Origin of the sequence: Vibrio sp. RM-69-4 (genome assembly GCF_024743775.1) — a bacterium.
In the GTDB taxonomy this organism is placed as follows: Bacteria; Pseudomonadota; Gammaproteobacteria; order Enterobacterales; family Vibrionaceae; genus Vibrio; species Vibrio anguillarum.
This window is the reverse complement of record NZ_JAMQXI010000060.1, coordinates 47696-71821: the sequence shown is the minus strand read 5'-3', so window position 1 is coordinate 71821 and position 24126 is coordinate 47696. Positions and strand designations below refer to the sequence as shown.

Here is a 24126-nt window from a genome sequence, read left to right as displayed (position 1 = left end):
TCGATCTTACGTCGCTTTTCTTGGTTAATCGCGTATTATGAAGCACTTTGATTTTCGATATTTTTAGGGTTGGAATGAAGTTTCTTCACACCTCTGACTGGCATCTCGGTCGACAATTTCACAACGTTTCTTTATTGGATGATCAGCGCGCAGTACTCAATCAGTTGATTGAGTATCTGCAGTGTAATCGGGTGGATGCTTTAATCGTCGCCGGAGATATCTACGATCGTTCAGTTCCACCGACTGCAGCCATTGAATTGATGGATGATATAGTCAACCGGGTGTGCAACGAGCTTTCCATCCCCTTAATTATGATCCCCGGTAACCACGACGGGGCGAAGCGTTTAGGCTTTGCGGCCAAGCAGATGCAACACTCGGGCTTGCACATTATTAGCAATTTTGAACAGATGATGCAGCCTGTGGTGCTAAAATCAGCCACTGCTGGTGAAGTGGCATTTTATGGTATGCCTTATAACGACCCTGAAGTCGTTCGCCACCACTTTGGAGAGTCCGTAACCAGCCATGATGAAGCCCATCAATACCTTATTGAGAAGATTATATCGCAGTGGAATCCGTCACAACGTCACGTTATGATTGGCCACTGCTTTGTTGATGGCGCTATCGAATCTGACTCTGAACGTCCTTTGTCCATTGGCGGCTCTGATCGTGTCAGTCATCAACACTTTGTACCTTTTGATTATGTTGCGCTCGGCCATCTGCACCAACCGCAGAAAAAGGGGGAAGAGTATATCCGTTACTCTGGCTCTCTAATGAAATACAGCTTTTCAGAGCAGCACCACAAGAAAGGAGCGACCTTGGTTGAATTTGATGAACAAGGTTTTGCCAGCGCCACGCATGTGCCACTGACTGCTCCTCATAGCATGCGTATTATTGAAGGTGAGTTGCTGGAGATCATAGAGCAAGGCAAAACAGACCCACACAACCACGATTATCTGTTGGTTCGTCTTACCGACAAACACGCGATACTGGACCCGATGGAAAAACTGCGTCAATCCTACCCCAACGTACTGCATTTAGAAAAACCGGGCATGTTGGTGGGAGTTGATCAAGCAATGGGGCGTGCACGTTTGGCACGCGGTGAGGTTGATATGTTCCGCGATTTTTTCTTAGAAGCTAAGCAAGAAGCGTTAACCGCAGCGCAAGAGCAAGCGATGATCGACGTCATTCAAGCACTAAAGCCGGGAGCCCAAGTCTAATGCGTCCAATACAATTGACTCTGCAAGCATTTGGCCCCTTTGCTCATAAAGAAGTGGTGGATTTTACCGCCTTGGGAGCCTCGCCGCTATTTTTGATTAATGGTCCAACCGGAGCGGGCAAAAGTTCACTGCTCGATGCCATTTGCTACGCTTTGTATGGTGAAACGACAGGCAGTGAGCGTACTGGTGATCAAATGCGCTGCGACTACGCGGCCCCGCACACGCTCACCGAAATCAGCTACCAGTTCGAGCTTGGCGGGCGAATCTACCAAGTTGATCGCTCGCCCGACCAAGAAGTGCCGAAAAAACGCGGTGAAGGCTCAACAAAAAAATCCCATGCCGCGAGCTTGTTTGAATGGGTCGATGGCGAAATGAAATTGCTTGCTAACAAACCCAATCCCGTCGGTAAAGCCATGGTGGAATTGATCGGTTTAGATGTAAAACAGTTTCGCCAAGTGATGGTCATCCCCCAAGGGAAATTTCGTGAATTACTGACTGCCAACTCCAAAGAGCGGGAGCAAATCTTTGGTCAGTTGTTTCAAACTTACATTTATAGCCAAATTGAACGAGCGCTGTTTGAGAAAGCGGCGGGGATCCGCAAAGCGAAAGAAGAATTTGATCACCAAATTAAAGGCGCATTGGACGTCGTGAACGCAACTAGCGAGTCATACCTTGAAGCGTGCATTGCTGAGCTGTCACCCCAATTAACGGCCGCTCACGCAGCGTACCTAGATGCCCAGCAAAGGTTGGATGCAGCGAGCAGCGAGCAAAAAGCGGCGCAAACCCTTGCTAAACAATTTCAAGAGCAGCGTCAACTCGTGCAACTTAAAGCCGATCACGATGCACAATCGTCAGTCATCGATGCGGTAAAAGCTCAAAGGCATCAAGCCTTGCAAGCTACGCGCTTAGATTCACCCTATTACGAATTACAATCGTCACAACGTCAGTTAGAAGCGGCCAACCAAGTAAAAGTCGAAAAAGAACAAGCGCTTACACAGTCACAACAGCAGTGGCAACAAGCTAAAGCGGCTCAAGAAGACGCGGCAGAAAAAGTCAAAATAGTGCCGAATCTGATGCAACAAATTTATGACTTAAACCTAATCAAAACTAAGCTTGTTGAGCGAGAACATCATCAAAAAGCGCTGCAACAAGCCTTACGTGAAGTGGAGCTCGCGACGCAAAATCGCCACAACTTGCGCACCGCTGTTGAGCAGTTTGAGCAGCAAATTATGCTTAAGCGTCAAGAGTGCGAAAGAGTTAGCCAGCAGTTGGCTGAGTTAAAAGGCCAGCGCTTAGAGCTTGAAACCATCAAACAGCAGATTGATCGCTTATTAAAGCTGCAGCAGCTTGAACAGCGTTTAGCCACAGAGCAAGCTGCACTGAGCCATAGTCAGCAGCAGTTTGATTTGGCACAGCGCGCAACATTGGACGCGAAACAGCAAGCCGATAAATTAGAGCTGATTTGGCACACTAATCAAGCCGCAGAGCTGGCTCGAACCTTGGAGCAAGGCGACGAGTGCCCGGTGTGTGGCAGTTGCGATCATCCTAAATTAGCGCGTTATACCGGAGAAACGGTGACTAAGGCGCAAGTGCAGCAGGCGAGAGCGATACAGCAAAACAAACTAACCACAGAGCAAGAAACGCTAAAACAGCAACAGCAACGAGCGACCCAATACGCACGGCTTGAGCAAGAGATGGCAAGTTTGAGGGAGTCATTATCTGGAAATACGCAAAGTTTAGTACAACTGCAGCAAGCTCAAAGCGATCTTGAACATTCCATTGCTCATCTTGAATCGCTCAATCCAGAGCAATTAGCTCAACAATTGGCAAAATTAGAATTGCAGTTAGCACAAGCTAAGCAAAATGCTGAAACGCAGCAGCATAAAGTCGAACAAGCCACCCTGACGGTTGCCAAAGAGCAGACTGAAGTTTCTGCCTTAAGCCAAGGGATCCCGGAGTCGTATCAAGACAGTTTGCATTTGCACCAATCTTTAACCCAGTTAGAGCTGCAATTGGCTAATCTCAACCGTTTAGATGCGGAAACCAAAGCGCGCTTCAATCAAGCGAACGCCGATTTTTCTGGTGCGAAAGCGGCGTTGGCGGCGGCGGTCGAACACCAGATACATTGGCAAAATGCGTTTACGCAGTCACAGCAGCAGTGGCACAGTGCGCTGATTGAGAGCCAGTTCGACGATACTGAGCACTATTTACAGGCGCGTTTATCTTCGCAGCAGATCGAGCAGCTTGAAAAGCAGATCAAACAATTTGATGAAAGAAGTACGACGTTAAACGCCCAGCTTCAAACATTAGCCAGTGAGCTTAGTGAAAAAAGTGAGCCCAATCTTGCTGAGTATGCAAGCGCGGTCGAGGCTGTAGCCATGTTACAGCAAAGCGCATTGGATCAATGGAGCACGTTACGGTCTAAAATGGATGCCTTAACCAGTGTGAAAGAAAAAATCGCTATTTTACATATAAAAAATGAAGCCTTAGAGCAAGAGTACCAAGTATTTGGGACTTTGAGCGATATCGCCAACGGCAAAACAGGCGCTAAAGTGAGTTTACACCGCTTTGTTCTTGGCGTGCTGTTAGATGATGTGCTGATCCAAGCCTCAATGAGGCTGCAGATCATGAGTAAGGGGCGTTACCTGCTCAAGCGTAAAGAAGATCGCGCCAAAGGTAATGTGGGTTCAGGGCTTGATCTGATGGTCGAAGATGGCTACACCGGAAAATGGCGAGATGTGGCGACCTTGTCAGGTGGTGAATCTTTTATGGCGGCGTTGTCATTAGCGCTGGGGTTATCGGATGTGGTGCAATCATACAGCGGCGGTATTAAACTGGATACATTGTTCATCGATGAAGGTTTTGGCAGTTTAGATCCTGAGTCATTGGACTTGGCGATTCAAACCCTTGTCGACTTACAACAAGGAGGCCGAACGATCGGCATCATTTCTCACGTGAGCGAGCTGAAAGAGCAAATAGCCTTACGCATTGATGTCGATGTGGCGAGAAACAACGGCAGTTCAATAAGACTTGTTGCATAATGAATGGGAATGTAGGTTATCTTGTGCTAGTTATTAATAAGCATAGCGTGGCGAGTGTGACTCACTTCGACGTTTAAAAAGACCAGGTTATGCATAATGATGATTATAAAAATGAATATATCAGTTTGGTAAGGTTGCATGGACGTAGTAAAAAAAATATACCAGTACGCTGAGCCGAACCTCACCCTTGTGGGATGGATGGGGTTCATTGGTTTTCCCCTCTATTATTACGTGTGGACTTATCTCTTTCCACAACCTTATGAAAGTATGGAGTTACGGGCGATTTGCGCCATTTTATTTGCGGGGATTATTTTTCGCAATTCAACGCCGAAACATTTACAGCACTACTTACCTTACTATTACTTGTTTTCAATAGGATTTTGTTTGCCATTCTTTTTTGGCTACATGATGCTGATGAACGATTGGTCAACGATCTGGGCGATGTCGTTCATGGCGTCTATTTTCCTCCATATCCTCTTAGTCCACGAAACAAAAGTTATGCTGATTCAAGCCGCCATTGCATTAGCATGTGCTTACTTTGTGACTTATGGCGTAATGGACGCGGAACTGCGAGTGATGGTGGAATGGCCGTACGTACCGATTTTTCTATTTACTTACATTTTTGGCAACCTGTTCTATTTTCGTAACCAAATTGAACATGAAGCGAAGGTATCAATTGCCAAGTCTTTTGGCGCAGGGATTGCGCATGAAATGAGAAATCCATTAAGTGCGTTAAAAGCGTCAATTGAAGTAATGGGTTCAGTATTGCTCAATCCTACGGCATCCAAATCAGAATCTTATACGCTACCGTCTAAAGATTTAGAGCTGATTGCTGGGCTATTAAGAGATGCTGATGAAGTCATTCGCTCCGGTAATGAGACCATTGATTTGCTGTTAACTTCGATTGATCAAAATAGGGTCTCAACATCGACCTTTAAAAAGCATGCTGTAAAGCCTGTTATAGAAGAGGCACTGCGCAGTTTTTCTTATAAAAGACCAGAAGACAGGCAGGCAGTGACTCTTAAGGTGGTGGATGACTTTGATTTTTTAGGCAGCAGTACACTGTTAAAATACGTGCTCTATAATCTACTCAAGAATGCGTTCTACTATCAAAATAACGATATGTTTAATATCCATATCACCTTGAAATCAAGTGAGAATTGCCACCAAATTACAGTGAAAGACAATGGTGTTGGTATTGAACCTCATTTGTTGGACGATATTTTTAAAGACTTTTATACCTTCGGTAAAAATGGCAGCTATGGTCTGGGGTTACCCTTTTGCCGTAAAGTAATGCATGCTTTTGGAGGGGATATTATCTGCCGTTCTGAACTTGGAGAGTGGACGGAGTTTACCTTAACGTTTCCCGAGTATGATTCGCAAGCCGTTGCTAATATTAAACTCGATCTAATGAAGGCGAAATCTCTGCTTTATATTGGCAAAACGAGCATAGTGAATCGTTATCTCAGTGAGAAATCGTTCTATCTTGGTTTCCAGCTTAATGTCTTAGAGGCTGAGAGTGCTTTGCGTCGAGAAGAGTTTGAATTTGAGTTTGATCTGATCTTTGTGGATCTGCAAACGTTGGATGAAACGCCGGATTACTTAACCAAACTGGAACCTAAACTGCATTTTACACAAGCAAAAGTTTGCTATTTATATGACCAAAATCAGCGTTACGCGCTGACGATGGAGCGTCATTTAACCATTTACCCAATTGAAAAGCACAAATTGTTATTGGATGGATCGGCGATTATTGATGAACTACTCTTTGAAACGGAAGAGCTTATTGCCGATAAAAATGTTATCCCGTTAAAACAATATGATTATGAAAAACGAATTTTGTTGGTCGATGATAACCACTCCTTACGTAGCTTCACCGCTCTGTTGCTAGAAAAGCAAGGGTATGAAGTACTGCAAGCGAGCGATGGGGAATTAGCATTACAAATGTTGGCCAATAATTCAATTGACTTGGTGTTAATGGATATTGAAATGCCGATTATGGATGGTATTTCGGCCACTTTATCTATCCGTTCATCCACCGCTTCTTACAGTAAAGTGCCTATTATTGGGCACACGGGTGACAATAGCCCTTCAACGATAGAAAAAATCCGTACATCAGGAATGAATGATTACGTTTTAAAACCAGCGGATAAAACGCTATTGTTAAAAAAATTAAGTCACTGGATTTAATAACCCTAGGTAAACCCTAGGGTTATTCCTTACCTTATCCTTCTTATTTGAGATTGCACCATTGGTTTAGTATGTCGATGCGTGACTTACTTGAAATAGAGACTGCTATCATTTTGGGCCCTTTCACACACGGTTAATATGGTGTCAATTTGTGAGTCAGTGACATTACTATTTAACGAAAGCCGAATAATGTTTTTATTCTTTGAAGTGGCAGGCCTGCAAAAAACAGCACCAAATATTTGATTCTCTTCTAAATAATCGCGAACTTTTTCTGTATTTCGTTCATCTCCGGTTTCTAGCGCTATGATTTGGGACTCACTTCGTACGCTTAGCCCTATACTATTTAGTCCACGACGCAGTGTGTGTGCATTGCGGTGCAACTGAGTTCTTTTAGAATCGGCTGATTTGATAATGTCCAATGTCGCTTCTAACGCTTCGACTTCATAAGGCAAAATAGTTGAACTAAAAATAGCGGGATAACCCACAAAAGGGATACAGTGATTCACATTATTATTCGCCCAAATAGCGCCAGCGCGATACGCGAATGTTTTCGCAAGGCTAGCTGTAATAAAGTCAACCTCTGCAGTTAACCCTAATTCACTGACAAGTCCTGCACCTTTTTCGCCATGTGTGCCAAGTGAATGCGACTCATCAACTAAAATGGCGCATCCATACTCTTTGGCGATAGTGACCAAATCGGTGAGTGGTGCAATCGTACCGATAGTGCTGTAAATCGAATCAACCACGATGAGCCCTGGGCCGTGTCGAGCGATCAGTTTTTGTAAATGCTCACAATTATTGTGCATGAATGGGTGAATATTGGCATTAGCATAACGAGCACCTTCCCACATTGACATGTGAGCAAAAAAGTCAATGTAGACGTTACTTTGTGGCCCGCACACAGCTTGCAACAAGGCTGTATTAGCATTCCATCCTGATTGAGAAAGAAGGCAACTATCAAAGCCTACAAATTCTGCAAATTTCGTTTCTAATGAAGGTTTAGACTCTTCATCTTGTAGAAAAATAGCGGACATAAAAACACTATCATGTGTTTTATCGATGGCGTTTTTCAACCGTGCTTTAATTAATGGATGATCAGCCAAGCTTAAATAATCATTACTTTGTAACACTATATCGTTTTTTGTTGGCCTTTTCCCCAGGACTAGGTGTTTTCCGTTAGCATTTGCATTAATCAAATCATTGATAAAATAGTCAATTCTAGATTGTATAGAAGCCGGTAGTTCGTGTTTCCACTTACGTGAATTCATGGTTATATCCTTTATATGTTTTTAATTAAATGCCAGCTGACAAAGGATATATTGAATATTAATTTAAAATTGTCACGAGTGAATTTTTATTATTTTGGCTGCTATTGCAAATTAAGGTATAGTGTCTTTTATATTGTTCGTCATTGCCTAGGCTTATCCAGCCCTAATTAATTTTTAATTAAAGATAAATATTAGGTTTTTATTTATTAGCAAATAATTCAGGCCAATACATTTTTATATAACCAATAGAAACCCAAACGACTAAGAAAGTAGCAATAGTCAATTCAAATAACCCAAATTGATGTAACCAGTGCCATTGCGGGTACTGTCCTTCAAAGAAGGTGGTTAAACGATGCATGGCGATCGCACTGATGACAGAAGGGAAGGTCACAGCAGCAATAGACGGTTGAAACTTGAGCCTGAGCAGACGGATATAGCAAAGGTAAATAAGCAGTGTCATGGTGATGGCAATGCCAGCCAGTGCGCCTGTTAATATTGGATCAGGATGAGGGAAGTTGACCAAATACGTCGCGAGGGTGAGGTTAATAGGTGCAGCCATAATCGCGAGTGTTGGGCGTGCGCGTTTAGGTAACATTCCAGCAAACACCAAACGATATAACACTAACGGCAGCATAAAAAAATAGATAGCGATACAGACAGAGACGAGTGTTTCTGAAAAGACAGTGTGGCCAAATTGCGTGCCAGCGAGCGAGCTACTGATTAACCCAACCGGATAAAGAAACCAGCTTGGTACAATATGGCTGATTTTAAAGTTCATGGCCTGAAAACTAAAGAAAAGCAGCATCATGGTGAAGTGCAGCAAGAGCGCGGTAAACCAAATAGGATAAGCAATGAGCGGTGAAATTAAAGCGAGATAATCACTTAAGATCAGTAAAGTCATGCTCATTGGAGCCATCAAGCTACCTGAAAGAGGGTGGCGAATGTCCTCCATGAATGTCTTGAAGCTGGTGAGGTATTTTAGCAAGACAGGCAGCAGTAATAATGCACCGAGCAGTGCCAAATAGGGGCGAATAATGAGACCGACCGAGGGAATATAAAGCGCCCACGCATGCCCGAGGCTGATCACACCTAATGCTAGCGCCGCTTGAGAGGGCGGTGTGCTTTGTACTTGAATTAACCTTTTCCAGTTCAACGATAAACTCCATGTCATCATTTGCTCTAGAAAATGAATAATGTATTTCTAGCAGCCAGCAAACGAGCGCATTATCAAGTTTATCGAGTTGTGGTGCAACATCTCACCTTCTAATTTGTTACTTAGACATAACAATTCGCAGCGGAGTCAATATTCATGAGTCTCACGATTACTCTTTTGGTGGAAGATCTTGTTGTTGCAGCTTGGCATTTTTCAAGGTGCGATGGAGCAACTGACTATAAATGGGTTGGCCGCCAAGTAATTGAGCGAAAATAACCGCGCCAAGGCTAGTAATAATCAGCGGTAAAATTAAATAATAATTATTGGTCATTTCAATAACTAATAAAATACCTGTAATGGGTGCGCGAACCGTTGCGGCAAACAGTGCACCCATGCCTGCAATGGCGAACATTCCTGGGTCAATCGCTAATTGTGGTAACAGTTCTTGCGCAATCAGGCCAAAGGCGTAGCCAAACAGCGTGCCTAATGCCAGCATTGGCGCAAAAATCCCGCCCGGAGCACCAGAACCAAAGCAGATCAAGGTGGTAAAAATACGGCCAATGAACAAAAGCAGCAAGATAGCGGCACCATAGTCACCATTGGTGATATTAGGGATCAGTGAGATGCCACCCCCAGTCAATTCTGGAATATACAATAAAGTTAAGCCAAAACAGCCTCCCAATAGTGAACCCGTGAGTAAATATCGCTTACGATCATTGCGATGAATTCTGGCAAAAATATCTTGTGATAGTGTGATTAAACGGTTGAATAGCACACCGAAAATACCGAACAGTCCCCCAAGTAGCAGAAACAGCCACAGTGAAGCCAGCTCTGGTGCTTGATATTGCGGCATTTGGATCACAGCATGTTGGCCATTAATCACGCGAAAGACGATATTTGCCGCCACCGCAGAGACAATGACGGCACGTACTGAAATGAGGGTATAGCGAAACTGCGGGCGCATCTCCTCTATCACAAACATGATGCCCGCCAGCGGCGCATTAAATGCGGCAGCTAGGCCTCCAGCTGCGCCAGACGCTAAGAGTGAGTGGCGAGTATCGTCATTTTTGATGCGGAAAATATCCGACACCATTCGGCCAATGGCTCCCCCCATTTGAACCGTGGGCCCTTCACGTCCCAAAACCATACCAGAACCTAAGGCACCCATACCGCCAAAAAACTTCACAGGCAGTACTCGCCACCAACGAACGGGGCGCATACCATCCATCGCGCCTTCAATTTCAGGAATGCCAGAACCGGCGGCTTCGGGCGCAAACCGGTGCACAAGGAAATAACCGATAAACGCCAACGCTGCACTGATAAGAAAAGCGGCCAACCACAAGGGTAAGATATTACCAATCTCACTTTTTAACCACTCGGTGCGTGTTTCAGAAACCAGGTGCACAGCGGCTTCAAAGTAAGTACCAACAATCCCAGCAAGAATACCGACAATGAGCGAAAGAAAAAGGATTGAGAGTGGTGTTTTGTCCTTAGAGAGAAATTGGTTAATCGTATCTTTTGGAACTTTTGCAAGCAGTGACTGTTTCAATCTCTCTCTTTTGGTCATGTAAAAAAGGGCCTCGATTGGTAAAATGTGAACATATTTTGTTACAGAATTATACGCGCCAAAGTGATTAACTATAGCGTCAAAGCTGCAATGTTGATTTCCATATCTGGAAGATGGAGAGATTCTCTACTAAAAACGAGATCTGAGTTAAAAATGAGTTAAAAAACAGAGATTGAACCTTGCTAAGCCAGCCAAATGAACCATAGTTAAAGCGTAAGGCAGATTCAGATATCGTACAGGGAGGAATTCAAGCCTTACCTACAATTTGGATGGAATCAGCAATATTTCAATTCTATGTCCTCGTTTATGATCGGGTTGCATCTATAGTCCTCCCGATTCGCGAACTCACGATTGAGTTACGAGGGGAAAGGCGCGCTCACCGTAGTGCGCCTTTTGTCGTTTATGTACCTCGGCTCATTGTTCCTCTCTAACTGGCAAACCATGCACTGGCTTCTTATTTCGGTATATACTGCCGCAAAAGGAGTGCTGACATGACAAAAAAAGTACCAACTAACATTATTACCGGTTTTCTTGGTGTAGGAAAAACGACGGCCATTTTGAATTTATTGAAGAATAAACCTGCTGATGAAAAGTGGGCGGTGTTGGTCAATGAGTTTGGAGAAATTGGTATTGATGGGGCGATGATGTCTGACCAAGGCGCGCTGATCAAAGAAGTACCGGGCGGCTGTATGTGCTGTACCGCGGGTGTTCCTATGTCTGTTGGAATTAACGCCTTACTTAGGCAAAAGCCCGATCGTCTATTAATTGAGCCAACAGGGCTTGGGCACCCTAAGCAAGTGGTGGCAACTTTAACTTCTGATCAATATGCACCGTATGTCGATTTAAAAGCCACGATCACTTTAGTGGATCCGCGCAACTTGCGTAATGAAAAATATACATCCAACCAAAATTTTAATGACCAATTGGCCAGTGGTGATGTGGTGATTGGCAATAAAGTGGATCAATGCACTAGTGCTGATGTGGATGCGTTTAATGACTGGGTGACTGATCAATCACCCGCGAAGATTTTTAGCAAGTTAGTCAAGCAAGGTGAGTTGCCTTTAGAATTATTAGATATTGAACGTCTTCACGGCGCAGCTTCTACTCATATTGAAGCGCATCACCATCATCATGCTTCGTTAGAACCACAGTTTGCGTTACAGCCGGGTAAAGCGTTTGTGCGCAAAGAAAATCGGGGCCAAGGTTATTTCAGTTGTGGTTGGTTAATCGGCGCTGAATACCATTTTGATTTTGATGAGCTTTTTTCTATGCTGAGTGCCCTGACCGCTGAGCGTGTTAAGGCGGTCGTCAATACCGATAAAGGATGCTACGCCTTCAACATCAACCAAGGAGTCGTTTCAGTGAATGAGATGAGCTTAGAAGGGTTTGAATCACGCTTAGAAGTGATTGACTCACAGCTCATGCCATGGGATCAACTCGAAGCGGTATTGCTGAAATTGGCGGGTATCTCTCAATAGGATCCAAAGAAAAAACCAACAAAGAAAGAACAAAGAAAAAATGAACTAAGAAAGGCGAACTGGAACGGCTTCGTCTTTCTCGTTCACTTTATAACTTCTTATAATGCGTTGAGCTATTTATGGCTGTCTTGTTGCGTGATCAACGCGTTCATCAGATAAAATCTGCCCATCTTTGATATTCACTATTCTGTGAGTTCGCTTCGCTAATGCTAGGTCGTGAGTGACGACAATAAGCGTTCGTCCTTCTTGATGAAGCTCATTGAACAGGGCTTCAATTTCAGCGCCTGATTTTGAATCTAACGCCCCTGTCGGTTCGTCGGCTAAGATAATTTGCGGATCATTGACCAACGCGCGTGCAATCGCCACCCGCTGTTTTTGCCCCCCCGAGAGCTGGTTGGGCTTATGCTGCATGCGATCGCCAAGCCCCACTTTTTCTAATAGTGTTGCTGCACGTGCTCGGCGCTCTTTTAATTTTACTCCGCGATAGACCAAGGGTAGGGCGACGTTATCGAGAGCATTAGCGTATTCGAGCAGGTTGAAACTTTGAAAAACAAAGCCAATTTTTTGATTACGAATATGAGCCAATTGATGGCTGCTGAGCGAGGCGACCGCCTTGTCGTCCAACTGATATTCACCCGATGTAGGAACATCTAGGCAACCGAGGATATTCATTAAGGTTGATTTACCCGAGCCTGATGGCCCTAGAATAGAGAGAAATTCGCCTTTTTGAATCGATAGCGAAACGCCGTCTAATGCTTTGACCAACTCTTCACCACTGCGATAGTGCTTGCTGATATTGGTCAATTGAACAAGGTTCGGTAAGTTTTGTTTATTCACTTTGTAATGCCTCTAATGGCGTAATGCTAGCCGCGCGATTGGCGGGAAACCACGCGGCAATCACACCGACAATCGCCAGCGCCGCGATCACAAGAAAGACAATCGAAAACGACAGTTCGGGTAAGGGTTTCCCTAATTGCTCAAACAGCATGTTGCCTTCTAAGGGAGCGTATCTTAATAAGGTGATCAGCCCGTAAGTGGATCCTAAGCCAGCTAAACCGCCAAGCGACATCGTGAGCAAGGCTTGCACTAAATAATGGAGTTTGATGGTGGTTGGCGTAGCTCCGACGGCCATTCGTACACCGATGTCTCGTGTGGATCGTTTTACCGTGGCGTACATGACATTTGCAATACCAATGCCTGCGACGCCGAGGGTAATAAGCCCAATAATGCCCAAAAAGCCTTGTAGACCGAATAAGAAACGGCGCATGCTTTTTTGCCTCAATAGCATGTCTTCGACTTGCAAGAGCTGCGTGTCTGAAGCACTGGCACCGTACTTTCTGGCGATCACTTGCTTAATCACTTGCGCGGCTTTTTCGCGATCAACCGTGGCATTGAGCTGCACATTGATCGCTGCAATCGCTGCGTTGGGGTTAAAACGTTGCCAAGTGCGAAAAGGCACAAATACCGCGTAGTCAATAGGGGTTCCTTGTTCTACCTCTGCACTTGTCTGCGCTATCACGCCGATAACGGTAAAGTTTTCATCACCTATTTTTATCAATTGACCTACGGGGTTTATGCTCAGCGTCTGGGGTTCCAGCCAACTCCAACCATCCTCAGAATTGAACAATTGCACTGCGGCGTTATAACCGAGTACAACCACTTTACGCTGCTGTTGATTATCGAGCGGGTTGATCCATCGCCCTCCTTTGGCTATCTCAATACCAGTTAAGGACTGATATTCTGGGTTAACCGCTAGTGGGCGCTGCCAGGTGCCATTGTCTTGATTGCTGACGCGTTTATCCCATTGTGCGCTGACTTCAGCGCGTTGGATAAAGGGCAGTGCGCGAACAAGCTCAACATCATCCGCTTGCAAAGAGAGGGCTTTCCCTTCAAAAAAGCGTCCGGCGGTCTGGCTGGCATAACCCCCGGTCACATAGAGTAAATTGCCATTGCCACTTTGTGATGAGCGTGTCAGCCCTTGGCGTAATCCTTCGCCTGTTGCGAGCATGGTGGCGATGCAAAGTGTGCCCCAAGCCACCGCTAAAATAGTGAGTAGCAAGCGTAGTTTTTCGGCCGCCATCTCTTGATAAATTTGCCTGATAGGTAACATCATTATTAAGCCCTCGCACTTAAGGCGATGACGGGGGTGAGATTGGCGGCGCGCTTTGCTGGGAAATAAGCGGCCAGCAGTGCAAACAACGTAGTGACGAGCAGTGACCAGCCTAGAGCCGGCACAGTGATGACTGGTTCGCCGAGCCAATCAGGTAAGCCGATGTAATTCAGTAATAGCACCACCAGATAGGAGAGGAGCATTCCAATCACTGCACCTAATGCCACTAGCAACCCACCTTCTAAAATAAACTGGTGCAAAATGATCTTCGGTGTTGCGCCAATGGCTAAACGCACACCAATTTCCCGCGTTCTTTCCGTGACAGAAAGGAACATGATATTGGCGACGCCCAAAGCGCCGACCGCAAGCGTCATCGCTCCACTTGCCCCTAAGAACAGCTGTATACCTCGAAACAAGGCATTGAAAAACTGAGCGCCGCTGCTGAAGTCAGGTAGGTTTATGGCCTCAGTATCGCTCGGATCAAAATGTTTCTGTTTGGCGAAGAAAGATAGGATGTTCATGCGCAATACCGCTGCTGGTATCCCTGCGGCGGGCTGCACAAGGAAAAATTCAGGTTCACTTTGCCAAAGATCAGTAAAAGCGCTGCTTGGGATCATCACTTGGCTGTTTTCATTGTTTATAGAAATGCCCCCTTCTTGCTGCTGAGTAATACCGACAACCGAGAAGGGAATGGTATTGACTTTGATCGTATCACCAATAGATAGCTGACCAACTTGTGCCAACTGCCAACCAACCACCGCAATTCGGGAATGGTTTTTCTGATCGCTGGCGTGAATGCCGCGTGACCCCGCGGTCAGTTGCAAGTTGCGCAATGCTAAAAATTGAGAGTCGATCCCGCTGACGTAACCGGGAAGCATTCGGCCTTTTACATTCGTCACTTTAGCATCCCATTTTCCGTAGATAACTGATAAGGCACTGATGTTTGGGTGCTGTGCCAAAGCGCGCATTTCCGGCTCTGAAAGGGTAATCGCTCGTCTTGCCGCAAGGCCTTGCCATGGTTTGGTGGTTTGACTGGGGAAAGCCATTTGTGTGTCACTCATTAACAGCGCGAAAGATTGTGTATTGACGCGATAAAATCCTTCACCTAAGGCAACGAGCACTAAAACCGACACAATACCCCAAACGATAGCAATGACCGCGAGGGCGCTGCGTAGCCGATGGGCAAGCAGCGTTTGCACGACTTGTTGTAGGCTTGAGATCATGAGTGCAGAGCCTGAGAGAGCGAAGCGATCACGTCATCATCTAACTGCCCAGCAGCTTGCAGCAGGCCAATCCGCTGCTTCCAATATTGGTACAATCGCCGTTGTAGACTGTTTTTACTGTTAAACAGAGCGTTATGGGCGTCAATCAAATCAGAAGCTTCAGTCATTCCTGACTCATAAACGGTTTGTTTACTTTTTAAAGCTTGCTCTCTTGAGCGGACTTGTAACTGAGCCATCTCCACTTGTCGCCAATCCAGATGGATTTGGCTAAAGCCACTTTGAATTTTGCGTTTAATCTCGATATCTACCTTGCGCAGTACTTGCTTGGCGCTTAAGACTTGCAGCGCAGCCTGATCGACCGTGGCGCGCGTGGAACCATTCAAATCCAACGGAATTTTTAAGCTTAAACCTGCACTGAGATCCCCATCTCGACCCTGATCATTGTCTTGGTAAGAAACACTGCCAGATAAGGTGGGATAATATTTGGCTTTGGCTGCATCTCGGCCAAATTCAGAAGCGGCGACTTCCTGCTGGGCAGCCAATAACTCAGGGCTGTTATTCTGCGCAAGCTTTAACCATTCAGTTTCGCTGCTGACTTGCATTGGCGGTTCAATGAGGTCGGTCGTTTTAATTTGGTCAATGTGCTGTGGGTCTTGATTGATGAGCGCGATAAGGGCTGACTTTTTCTCTTCTAGAGCGGCTTGCGCACTGAGTATATCGGCTTGCTCATCGACGTGGTTAGCACGCATGTCTTCCAATGCCGTTGATCGAATTTTTCCTGCTTTGTAGCGCTGCTCGGTAATCTTCAGCAGTTTTGCACCTTCTACGAACTTTTGCTCAGCAAGTTGTAGATCGCCTTGTGCGCTGGCGAGATCGAGATAGGCATACAGTAATGTTGCAGCCAGCTCATTATGTGCAGTCTTCACTTTTAATTGTGATGCCACATAGCTTGCTTGAGATTGGTCGAGCTGTGCCCAATTAGCGCTATCCCAAATGGTTTGATTTAATGTGGCACCATAGCCTTTAGTGTTGTTGCCATCGTCATCCCATGAGGTATCCGCGCTGAGGCTAAAAGAAGGCAGCAAGGCACTTTTGGTACTTCGGACCTCTGTTTCACTGATTTGAGATTGGATCTGTGCTTGTGAATAAGTAGGGTCAAAAGCTTTGGCGGCTTGCCAAGCTTGTTCAATAGTGATGGCGTGAGCTGAAAAAGTCACCGCGCCACAGAACGTCATTAGCGCGGCTGCTAGCGCATTACGTTGAAAAGGGCGCTTAGTGGTCATCTTTGCCTCCGAATAAACTGTTGTCGATGATCACATCCTCCGCTGATAAACCCGCAATCACTTCCACATTAATGCCATCGGACAAACCTAAGGTTACGGCGCGCACTTGGTAACCTTGTTCTGACTGATCTGGGATCAAGACTTCAGGTTTTTCACCGCTAAATCGTAATGCGCGTTCTGGAATGGTGATGACGTTTTCCACGCTCTTTAATGTGATCTGTGCGGTAGCAGAAAAGCCCGAGCGAATCACCATATTGTCAGGAAAGCGAATCTGGTTAATCTCCACTTCAAATCCATTATCAAAGCTAGTCGTTTTAGTATCACTAGGGTTATTCAACTTATCAGATTGAACCGCAACTTTGCTTAATACGCCGCTGATTTCTGCTTCTGGATACGGTGCTAACGTTAAGTTGACGGCCATCCCTGCGGCGAGTTGTGCCGCATCATGTTCACTGACACTGCCTTTGAAAATCATGTCATTCATATCGGCAATCGACATCATTTCAGTTGCCGCTTGGCTTGAGGCAGTGGAGATGATCGGCTCTCCTACTTCCACTTTTAGGTTTAAAATGGTGCCATCAATGGGGGCGACGAGTGTGGACGTGAGTTTCGAATCGCCAACCGATGCTTCACCGCTGCGGATCAGATCAAGGTTCTGCCTTTTTTGTTGCACTTCGGCTTGTTTTGATTTCAGCTCTGATTTTGCTTGGATTAGCTCACCGTAGTTTTCCGGCACAATCTTTTGTTCAACTAACTGCTGCAAGTTTGCCAGCGTCTGTTTGGCGGAATCTAAGCTCGCCTCACTTTGCATTAAGGCAGTGGTTGCGTCGGTTAACGCTTGCGGTGTTGGATTTGGACGCACTTTGATCAAAGGCGTGCCCAAGGTAACTTGTTCACCGACCCGATGATAAATTTCACCGACAATCCCCTCAATTTGCGATTTTATAGATACCGAGTGAGCTGGCACGATTTGGCCAACAGCGATTGCCTGTTTGGCAATATTTCCCTGTTCGACCGTCAGAGTGGGGAAAGCCGAGAGAGATTCATTGCTATTGGTAGTTAGGTAATAGCCCCCGCTGATTAAGGCGGCGCTAATTACCGCGATGGCCCAACGCTTTTTCATGAACAATTCCATATCAAGGAGAAAATAAACAATGGTGGTATGACTTGAGTGTCATCAGAAGGTTCCTTCATGCTATAGAAGTAGCGCATAAAAACCTGTATTGATTTGTCATGATAATGTCAGCTAGAAATAGCAAACAGCATGCAGTTGTCTGTTCTGATGAAAAGGGCGATCATTGACCGCCCTGATGGTAATAGTAGAAATGAGGTGTAGCGTAGAAGGGATCCGAGAGGAATTTAGCGCTTATTACGCAAATAACGTTTACGACGCTCTACTTTTTTGGCTGCTTTTTCCTCGGCTTCTCTAGCCGTTCGTTCTTCCACTTCCACTAACTCTTTGGTGATCATTTCAGGGCGTTCAAGAGTAATTTGGCCGAGAATACCTTGGCGCAATTCATGCAGTAGGATCTCCGAAGCTTTGTGCAGATCAATACGGCCACCGGGGCGCAGAGCACCACGTTTGCGGCCAATTTCTTCCATCCATTCCACATCAGATTGAGGTAGCTCATCGATTTGATAACGCTCTTGCAAACGCTCAGGATAAGCTTGCGCTAAATACTCAACAGTATAAAAGGCTACATCCTCATATTCCATTGCAGTATCTTTTACTGCCCCCGTTGCGGCTAGGCGAAAACCACTGTGCGGGTTTTCCACTTTAGGCCATAAAATTCCCGGAGTATCGGACAGCACAATGCCATTTTGCAAATTGATACGTTGTTGGCGGCGAGTAACGGCGGGTTGGTTACCTGTTTGAGCCACAGCGCGACCGGCTAACGTATTGATGATGGTTGATTTACCGACGTTCGGGATACCCATGATCATGGTGCGAATATTTTTCCCCACTTCTTCACGATGTGGTGCCAACTTACGGCAAAGCTCCATGATCTTATGCACTTCTTGAGGGTTAGACGTGGTTACCGCCATTGCTTTCACCCCTTGTTCTTTCTCAAAATGGTCGATCCACAATTGCGTCATTTCAGGGTCTGCTAGGTCACGTTTATTGAGTACCTTCACACACGGTTTATTACCACGCAAATGGGAGATAAGTGGATTCTCGCTGCTAAACGGGATACGAGCGTCCAACACTTCGATAATCACATCAACTTGCGGAATGACCTCTTCGATCTCCTTACGTGCTTTATGCATGTGTCCCGGAAACCATTGAATTGTGTTGTTAACCATTTGAAAACTGCCTTTTAATGTAAAAATTCTGCTGGTGGAGGAAGAGAGTTTTTATTGATGTTTATGAGAATCATCAACAAGGTTTACTGATAACCACCGCAGTTTTAGATGTGATGATGTTAACATTTAATTGGCGAGGCTGGAATCTAAGCTGTGCGGTGAACTTTACGTGTTCTGTCAATGATGAGATGGCTTAGGATTGACGACGCTCGTGCAGTTACATCTCTTGTCGGTGAGAGAGTACTGAGCCGAGCAAAAATTCGGTCAGATCGTGCTTGGTTAAGCAAGTTTTTGCCCAGCGGAGCAATTTATTGCTCAAGCAGTCAAAAGTCCCAATGTAACCAATTGAAATGTAATGATTTAGCACTGGCATTGCTTTTGCTTAGTGAGGCATTACATTATGCGATGCGATTCACGAAAAAGGACCAAACCATGTCAGCCGCTCTTCGAACCATTTCTTACCAAGCGTTATTAAACGCAGAGCAAGCCCATATGCCAGCCGTAAGATTATGCTCTACGCAGGGGAAACCGTCATGATCCTCTCTTGGTTTCAACAGCAGCAAAACCATCGCTATTGGTTAGTTGATCGCAAGCTTCACAAGCAGGCCTTACAGCAAAATGGGGGCTTTGGATTTGAAGAAGCCGTGCCTCTGTTTTATGGTGCAATGTTTACTGAGGTGATGCCACTCTCTCCATGGTTAATCCCTGTTTCTGAATCGGTATTGTCGCTCCCTGAAGCGTTACTTGAACAGGGTATTGGGCTGTCAAGCCATGCCGTGGGTGATGAAGTTTTGCAGCATCTTCGCAGTTTATTAATTGCCGGATTAGAAGGCGAGGAAGTGATGTTTCGCTTTTACGATAGGTCGGTCATTATTGCTATGTTAGCGCGAATGGACCAATCAGAAGTGAACCAGTTTTTGGGTAATATCAATCAATTGGCTGCATTAGATAATGGTGGCCAAGGCCACTTAGTCACGTTTGACAACACCTCGCACGCGCCATTTAATGCTCAGCAAGGCTCTTGGTGGGTAATAAAAGCGCATCATCTTGATAAACAAGAGAACTTACCTTTGTTAAAAGCTAACCTTGAATCTTGGTTATGGCAGCATTTCCCCAAGGCAATGGACCAGCATCTTACGCAAGGGCGTGATATCGCTTCCATGCTCACACCGTTTATCTCTGCTGCTGAGCAAACCTTAACGTATCGTGTGATGAACGCGGCCATCGCGGCGATTATGGGCAACGAATACTTGGCTCAGCCTAGCATGATAGAACTGATCAAAGACAATCAAAATGAAGAGATTAAATACGCTCTGCATGCCTTAAGTCGCCAATTACAACATGAGGGATAATCATGGATTCATTTAACCATTGCGTGCAGTGCAACCCCGAGAAAAACTGGTTGGAACTGGAGTTCATGAGTGAAAACGATGAACCGATTGATGGCCTTGCCGTCACCATTACGAACAAAATTACCTCCAACACACACACGCAAACCACCAGCGCCGGTAAAGTATTATTTGCAAATATTGCCGCAGGTGAATGGCGCGCTTCTGTCAGCCAAGCCTCTTTGTTAAGCGAAGTCGAAAAGTATGCCAGCCGTAAAGAAGGGCAAGAGTCGCCAGTGAAAATCCGTGCATCGGCAGAGCTGGATGCTGCTGAGCAAAACCCGAAACGGTATCACAGCACCACCATAGGTGATTTTTGGGATGAAGCCCCGCAAGATGAGTTTTTGCAAGAGCATCATAAAGGGATAGATACCAATGCCTCTGCGGAAAAAGCAGGGTTCAGCCTTAGCCACAACCAAAGTTACGTTTTCGAAATCAAAGCACTGCGCAGTTATATGCCAGTGATTATTGATACCGATGAATTTAGTTTGGTGAATAGTTATACCTTTGCGTTGTTGTCGAAACTTGCTTATGCGACTAACGATTTTAATAGGGATGATGGTAAGACAACAGATAATCAGGGTGCGATTAGTACGGTAATTTCTCAGTTAAAGCGCAAAGAAAGACCAACTTATTCTGGGGATTTACAGGCGAAATGGCTACTAGAAGAAATACCATACAGCAGAGCTTTAAGTGCTCAATATTATGCTGAGGATGATGTCGGCAGTGAAGGTTACATCATCTTTAACGATGAATTGGCGATTATAGGTGTGAGAGGTACAGAGCCTTATTTCCAGAGTAAGAAACCACCTGTTGACAACACTAAATTTAAAATTATAAAAGCGGCTTCAGGTATGGCGGCTGTGATTGCGGATAAGATAGAAAGTGCTACCGATTCACCAGGAATGAAAGACCTTATTATAACGGACCTTGATGCTGCGCAAATCGCCCCCGAAGAGTTTGGTGGAACGTATGTCCATCGAGGGTTTTATCAATATTCGATGGCGTTGTGGGAAAATACACTACTAGCTGATGATATTTTAAAAAATCACTCTACTAAACGATTTTATCTCTGTGGTCATAGTTTAGGTGGTGCTGGTGCATTATTACTAAGTGCACTGATTAAAGATCGTTATCATCCTTCAGTATTGCGTTTATATACATATGGAATGCCACGTACGGGAACGCGCAGTTTTGTTACTCGCTACCAAGATATTCAGCATTGCCGCCACGTTAATAACCATGATCTAGTACCACAGATACCGATGATTTGGACGAATACTGATTTGACTGAGGGATTCAATAGATGGGATGTATTTAGTAGCGGTATAACGTTGATTAAGAAAATGCTCACCGATAACGATGATGATAATTATCTGCACCATGGTCATTTATCGCAGTTATTAACTTATAATGATTCTGACCAGATTTTACTGACGCCAAGGCAAACACAAATCACTATGCTAGATCTGGCAAAATTAGCCAGCAATGATTCTGTTACTTTGGTAAATAGCTTGTCCGATGCTTCAATTGCAGAACATGGAATGGAATATTATATCCCTAATTTGTGGCAACAAATGTATTCTTTAAGTAATGAAAGTTTAATGGTGCATTACCAACAAGCAATATCAGCTCTCGATCAAGAAATTGCTACTTTACAGAAAAATTATCTCACCGTTAAACAAACTTGGGCTGAATCTTTAGGAAATGCTACACCAACGTTGAGCATCGGACGTTTGATGAATGAGATGAATTCTATAAATAAACTAATAGAGAATCGCAATAAAATAAGAGGAGAGCTCAAGCAGATAGTCTTTGACCCTCAGCGCTTACCTCTAGCGAAGTTATTAATAGCGCAACAAACATTGCCTGATGAAATAAAGGAACAACTACAATGAAGTTATTTAATAACCTCACAATGAAAAAGCGAATATCAATTGTTGTACTATTTATCGCATTGTTTTTTCTTGGGTATGATTATTACCAGACTTCTCAACCGAATATTTGGGGCGATGAACCTGATGAGTCCTATATTACTATATCAGGCAAAAAGCCTATAGATGCTTATTTAGAAGTTTGGACTCATTTTTGGGTGACAGGAGATGAGTGTGAGGCTTATTCCTACGATTTATTTGGTCAAAAAGCCCATAAAGGAGGAAAGATAAGCCAGAAAATTACGCATGATTTTGCTAAAGATGATTCAAACTATGAATTTAGGATCCCTTTTAAAACGTATAAAAATTCACAAAATTGTATAGTGGAATTAAGAGATTTTTCTATTCAGGCTTATAACTCATTTGGCAGTGCTGGCTTTGCTCAGTTGCGCGTTTCACAGGCAGGAAAAGAATATTATAATCGAGCAATTGAGCCTGATTTATCAATTGTCGCAAAGGATTGTGGCGCATATTACTCTGAAAAGTTCAATCAATGGACAAATGGTTTTGGTTGTTATTACTACATTGATGGTAAGAGAAAAAGTCAAGATCAAGAATTCAACGCCTACAGCGCTTATTATGATTTCTCGAAATTCAATAATGACACCGTGATTCATTACGATATTTTAGCCGGTGAGAATTACCGCTCTGAGCCGTTAGATAAAGAGCAAGGGCCGAAATAGTGAAAGTGATGACTAAAATCATACTTACACTAATTTTATTCTTTGTACTGATGTTTTACGTGGTTTATCCGCTAGTTGAATGGTATGAAAGTCGTCAGCCACCGTTTGGATCCTCTTCAGAAGATCAATATATTGTGATTCGAGGGAAAAAACCGTTAGATGCACATATAACCGCTTATGGTACATTTTTTGGCGGTGGTGAAACATGTAAATCATTTTCTTGGAGTGCCTCGGATGGTAAGAAAAGGAAAGGTGGAAAAGCAGATATATTATTTGAACATAACTTTTCGGAAAGTAATGATAGCTATGAGCTAAGGCTTCCTTTTCATAATTTTATCTCTTCGGGTTGTGATATGAAATTACACCAAATAGAAGTCGAAGCAAAAAATGATTTTGACCAAGTTGGTTTTGCTAAATTGCGTCTTTATAAGACTAATAAAAATAACGAAAAGCCTTTATCATTTAGTACTTTTATCGAGGCAAAAAATTGTGAGCCATATTACTCTGAAAAGTTCAATCGATGGACAAATGGTTTTGGTTGTTATTACTACATTGATGGTAAGAAAAAAAGCCAAGATCAAGAATTCAACGCCTACACCGTCTACTACGATTTCTCGAAATTCAATAATGACACCGTGATTCATTACGATATTTTAGCCGGTGAGAATTACCGCTCTGAGCCGTTAGTGCAAGAACAAGTCGCTGTAGAGCAATAATTAGGCATCATGAATGTATTCAATGATCACTTGATTACCTTCTATAGAAACATGCTGGATATCACCATCAACACTTATTCGGTTTTTTAAACAGATCGCTTTTACCTCGCTGGTGGCGGTCTGTTTCAAACTCGGTAGTACCCTGTGAGGCTCAATATGTAGATGACGACAGAATTGACTGATAAACGTCATCGATAAAGAGCTATCCCCTCGTAAAAGATGTGAGAACTCAAGTTGAGTAAGGTTAAGTCGCTTAGCCATCTCCATCTGAGTCAAATGCATTTTAGCCTTTTGTGACATCCATACATTGTATAAGGCTTGGCGATCCTCTTCGCTAAACACCATAGTCCATCCTCTTTTTGTTATCACCTTTATTGGTGGTGTGCAGAGTGACAAAAACGAGTTGAGGTAGTGTCAATGAGAGGTTAAGGCCAGTTTAAATTTTTAATCAATTTCCCTACCAAAACTCTGTCCTGCCCTCTGGTTCTTCCTGTTTGTTATCGATCCACCGTCTCAAAAAATGGAAAGCGTGATTCTGTAGCGCTTACAGCCTGCTTTATGGGTTTTTATA

18 protein-coding genes are annotated in these 24126 nt (G+C 44.3%); 8 read left to right on the top strand and 10 right to left on the bottom strand.

Going from position 1 to position 24126, the window contains the following annotated elements; all coding sequences use genetic code 11:
• The first annotated feature begins 74 nt into the window (after nt 1–74).
• The 3 genes from NB504_RS09020 (at nt 75) to NB504_RS09010 (ending at nt 6448) form a co-directional block, all read left to right on the top strand.
• Nucleotides 75–1217 (top strand): exonuclease SbcCD subunit D, encoded by a 1143-nt coding sequence (locus NB504_RS09020; RefSeq protein ID WP_258428686.1) that lies wholly within the window; start codon nt 75–77, stop codon nt 1215–1217.
• Nucleotides 1217–4258: an SMC family ATPase gene (locus NB504_RS09015; protein ID WP_258428685.1), complete on the top strand. Its 3042-nt coding sequence runs from the start codon at nt 1217–1219 to the stop codon at nt 4256–4258. Before NB504_RS09020 ends, NB504_RS09015 begins: the two co-directional genes overlap by 1 nt.
• A gap of 138 nt (nt 4259–4396) precedes the next feature.
• The gene (locus tag NB504_RS09010; RefSeq protein WP_258428684.1) at nt 4397–6448 is read left to right on the top strand and encodes a response regulator; all 2052 of its coding nucleotides are present in this window, start codon (nt 4397–4399) and stop codon (nt 6446–6448) included.
• An 86-nt stretch (nt 6449–6534) separates the two neighbouring features.
• On the opposite strand, the gene cqsA is transcribed toward NB504_RS09010, so the two are convergent.
• The 3 genes from cqsA to clcA all read right to left on the bottom strand — a co-directional run bounded on the left by cqsA (nt 6535) and on the right by clcA (nt 10436).
• Complete coding sequence (gene cqsA / locus NB504_RS09005; RefSeq protein ID WP_013868490.1) at nt 6535–7716, bottom strand: alpha-hydroxyketone-type quorum-sensing autoinducer synthase; 1182 nt, start codon at nt 7714–7716, stop codon at nt 6535–6537.
• Nucleotides 7717–7915: 199 nt separating this feature from the next.
• Nucleotides 7916–8890, bottom strand: a complete 975-nt coding sequence (locus NB504_RS09000; RefSeq protein ID WP_013868491.1) for a TDT family transporter — start codon at nt 8888–8890, stop codon at nt 7916–7918.
• A gap of 148 nt (nt 8891–9038) precedes the next feature.
• Entirely contained in the window at nt 9039–10436 is a 1398-nt protein-coding gene (clcA, locus tag NB504_RS08995; RefSeq protein WP_013868492.1) for a H(+)/Cl(-) exchange transporter ClcA, read from the bottom strand.
• 491 nt (nt 10437–10927) lie between these two features.
• Here clcA and NB504_RS08990 point away from each other — a divergent pair, with 491 nt between their 5' ends.
• Nucleotides 10928–11914: a GTP-binding protein gene (locus NB504_RS08990; RefSeq protein WP_010320211.1), complete on the top strand. Its 987-nt coding sequence runs from the start codon at nt 10928–10930 to the stop codon at nt 11912–11914.
• Between the two features lie 117 nt (nt 11915–12031).
• Here NB504_RS08990 and NB504_RS08985 read toward each other — a convergent pair whose 3' ends face one another.
• From NB504_RS08985 to ylqF, 6 genes are all read right to left on the bottom strand, one after another.
• Nucleotides 12032–12751, bottom strand: coding sequence for an ABC transporter ATP-binding protein (locus NB504_RS08985; protein WP_017045357.1), 720 nt, complete (start codon nt 12749–12751; stop codon nt 12032–12034).
• Nucleotides 12744–14027, bottom strand: a complete 1284-nt coding sequence (locus tag NB504_RS08980) for an ABC transporter permease (protein WP_017046954.1) — start codon at nt 14025–14027, stop codon at nt 12744–12746. Before NB504_RS08980 ends, NB504_RS08985 begins: the two co-directional genes overlap by 8 nt.
• A gap of 2 nt (nt 14028–14029) precedes the next feature.
• On the bottom strand, nt 14030–15247 hold the full coding sequence (locus NB504_RS08975) for an ABC transporter permease (RefSeq protein ID WP_258428683.1): 1218 nt from the start codon (nt 15245–15247) through the stop codon (nt 14030–14032).
• Nucleotides 15244–16530, bottom strand: a complete 1287-nt coding sequence (locus NB504_RS08970; RefSeq protein WP_258428682.1) for a TolC family protein — start codon at nt 16528–16530, stop codon at nt 15244–15246. Before NB504_RS08970 ends, NB504_RS08975 begins: the two co-directional genes overlap by 4 nt.
• A complete protein-coding gene (locus NB504_RS08965) occupies nt 16520–17665 on the bottom strand; it encodes an efflux RND transporter periplasmic adaptor subunit (protein ID WP_258428681.1) in 1146 nt (381 codons plus the stop codon). The genes NB504_RS08970 and NB504_RS08965 overlap by 11 nt, the downstream gene beginning before the upstream one ends.
• A 224-nt stretch (nt 17666–17889) precedes the next feature.
• Entirely contained in the window at nt 17890–18834 is a 945-nt protein-coding gene (ylqF, locus tag NB504_RS08960) for a ribosome biogenesis GTPase YlqF (RefSeq protein ID WP_064626687.1), read from the bottom strand.
• Between the two features lie 509 nt (nt 18835–19343).
• Here ylqF and NB504_RS08955 point away from each other — a divergent pair.
• From NB504_RS08955 to NB504_RS08940, 4 genes are read left to right on the top strand one after another with little or no spacing between them, the layout of a single operon-like run.
• Complete coding sequence (locus NB504_RS08955) at nt 19344–20186, top strand: DUF4123 domain-containing protein (protein ID WP_258428680.1); 843 nt, start codon at nt 19344–19346, stop codon at nt 20184–20186.
• A gap of 2 nt (nt 20187–20188) precedes the next feature.
• A complete protein-coding gene (locus NB504_RS08950) occupies nt 20189–22120 on the top strand; it encodes a lipase family protein (protein ID WP_258428679.1) in 1932 nt (643 codons plus the stop codon).
• Nucleotides 22117–22839 (top strand): hypothetical protein, encoded by a 723-nt coding sequence (locus NB504_RS08945; RefSeq protein WP_258428678.1) that lies wholly within the window; start codon nt 22117–22119, stop codon nt 22837–22839. Before NB504_RS08950 ends, NB504_RS08945 begins: the two co-directional genes overlap by 4 nt.
• Nucleotides 22840–22847: 8 nt before the next feature.
• Complete coding sequence (locus NB504_RS08940) at nt 22848–23555, top strand: hypothetical protein (protein ID WP_258428677.1); 708 nt, start codon at nt 22848–22850, stop codon at nt 23553–23555.
• On the opposite strand, the gene NB504_RS08935 is transcribed toward NB504_RS08940, so the two are convergent.
• Entirely contained in the window at nt 23556–23900 is a 345-nt protein-coding gene (locus tag NB504_RS08935; protein WP_258428676.1) for a helix-turn-helix transcriptional regulator, read from the bottom strand.
• Nucleotides 23901–24126 lie beyond the last annotated feature (226 nt).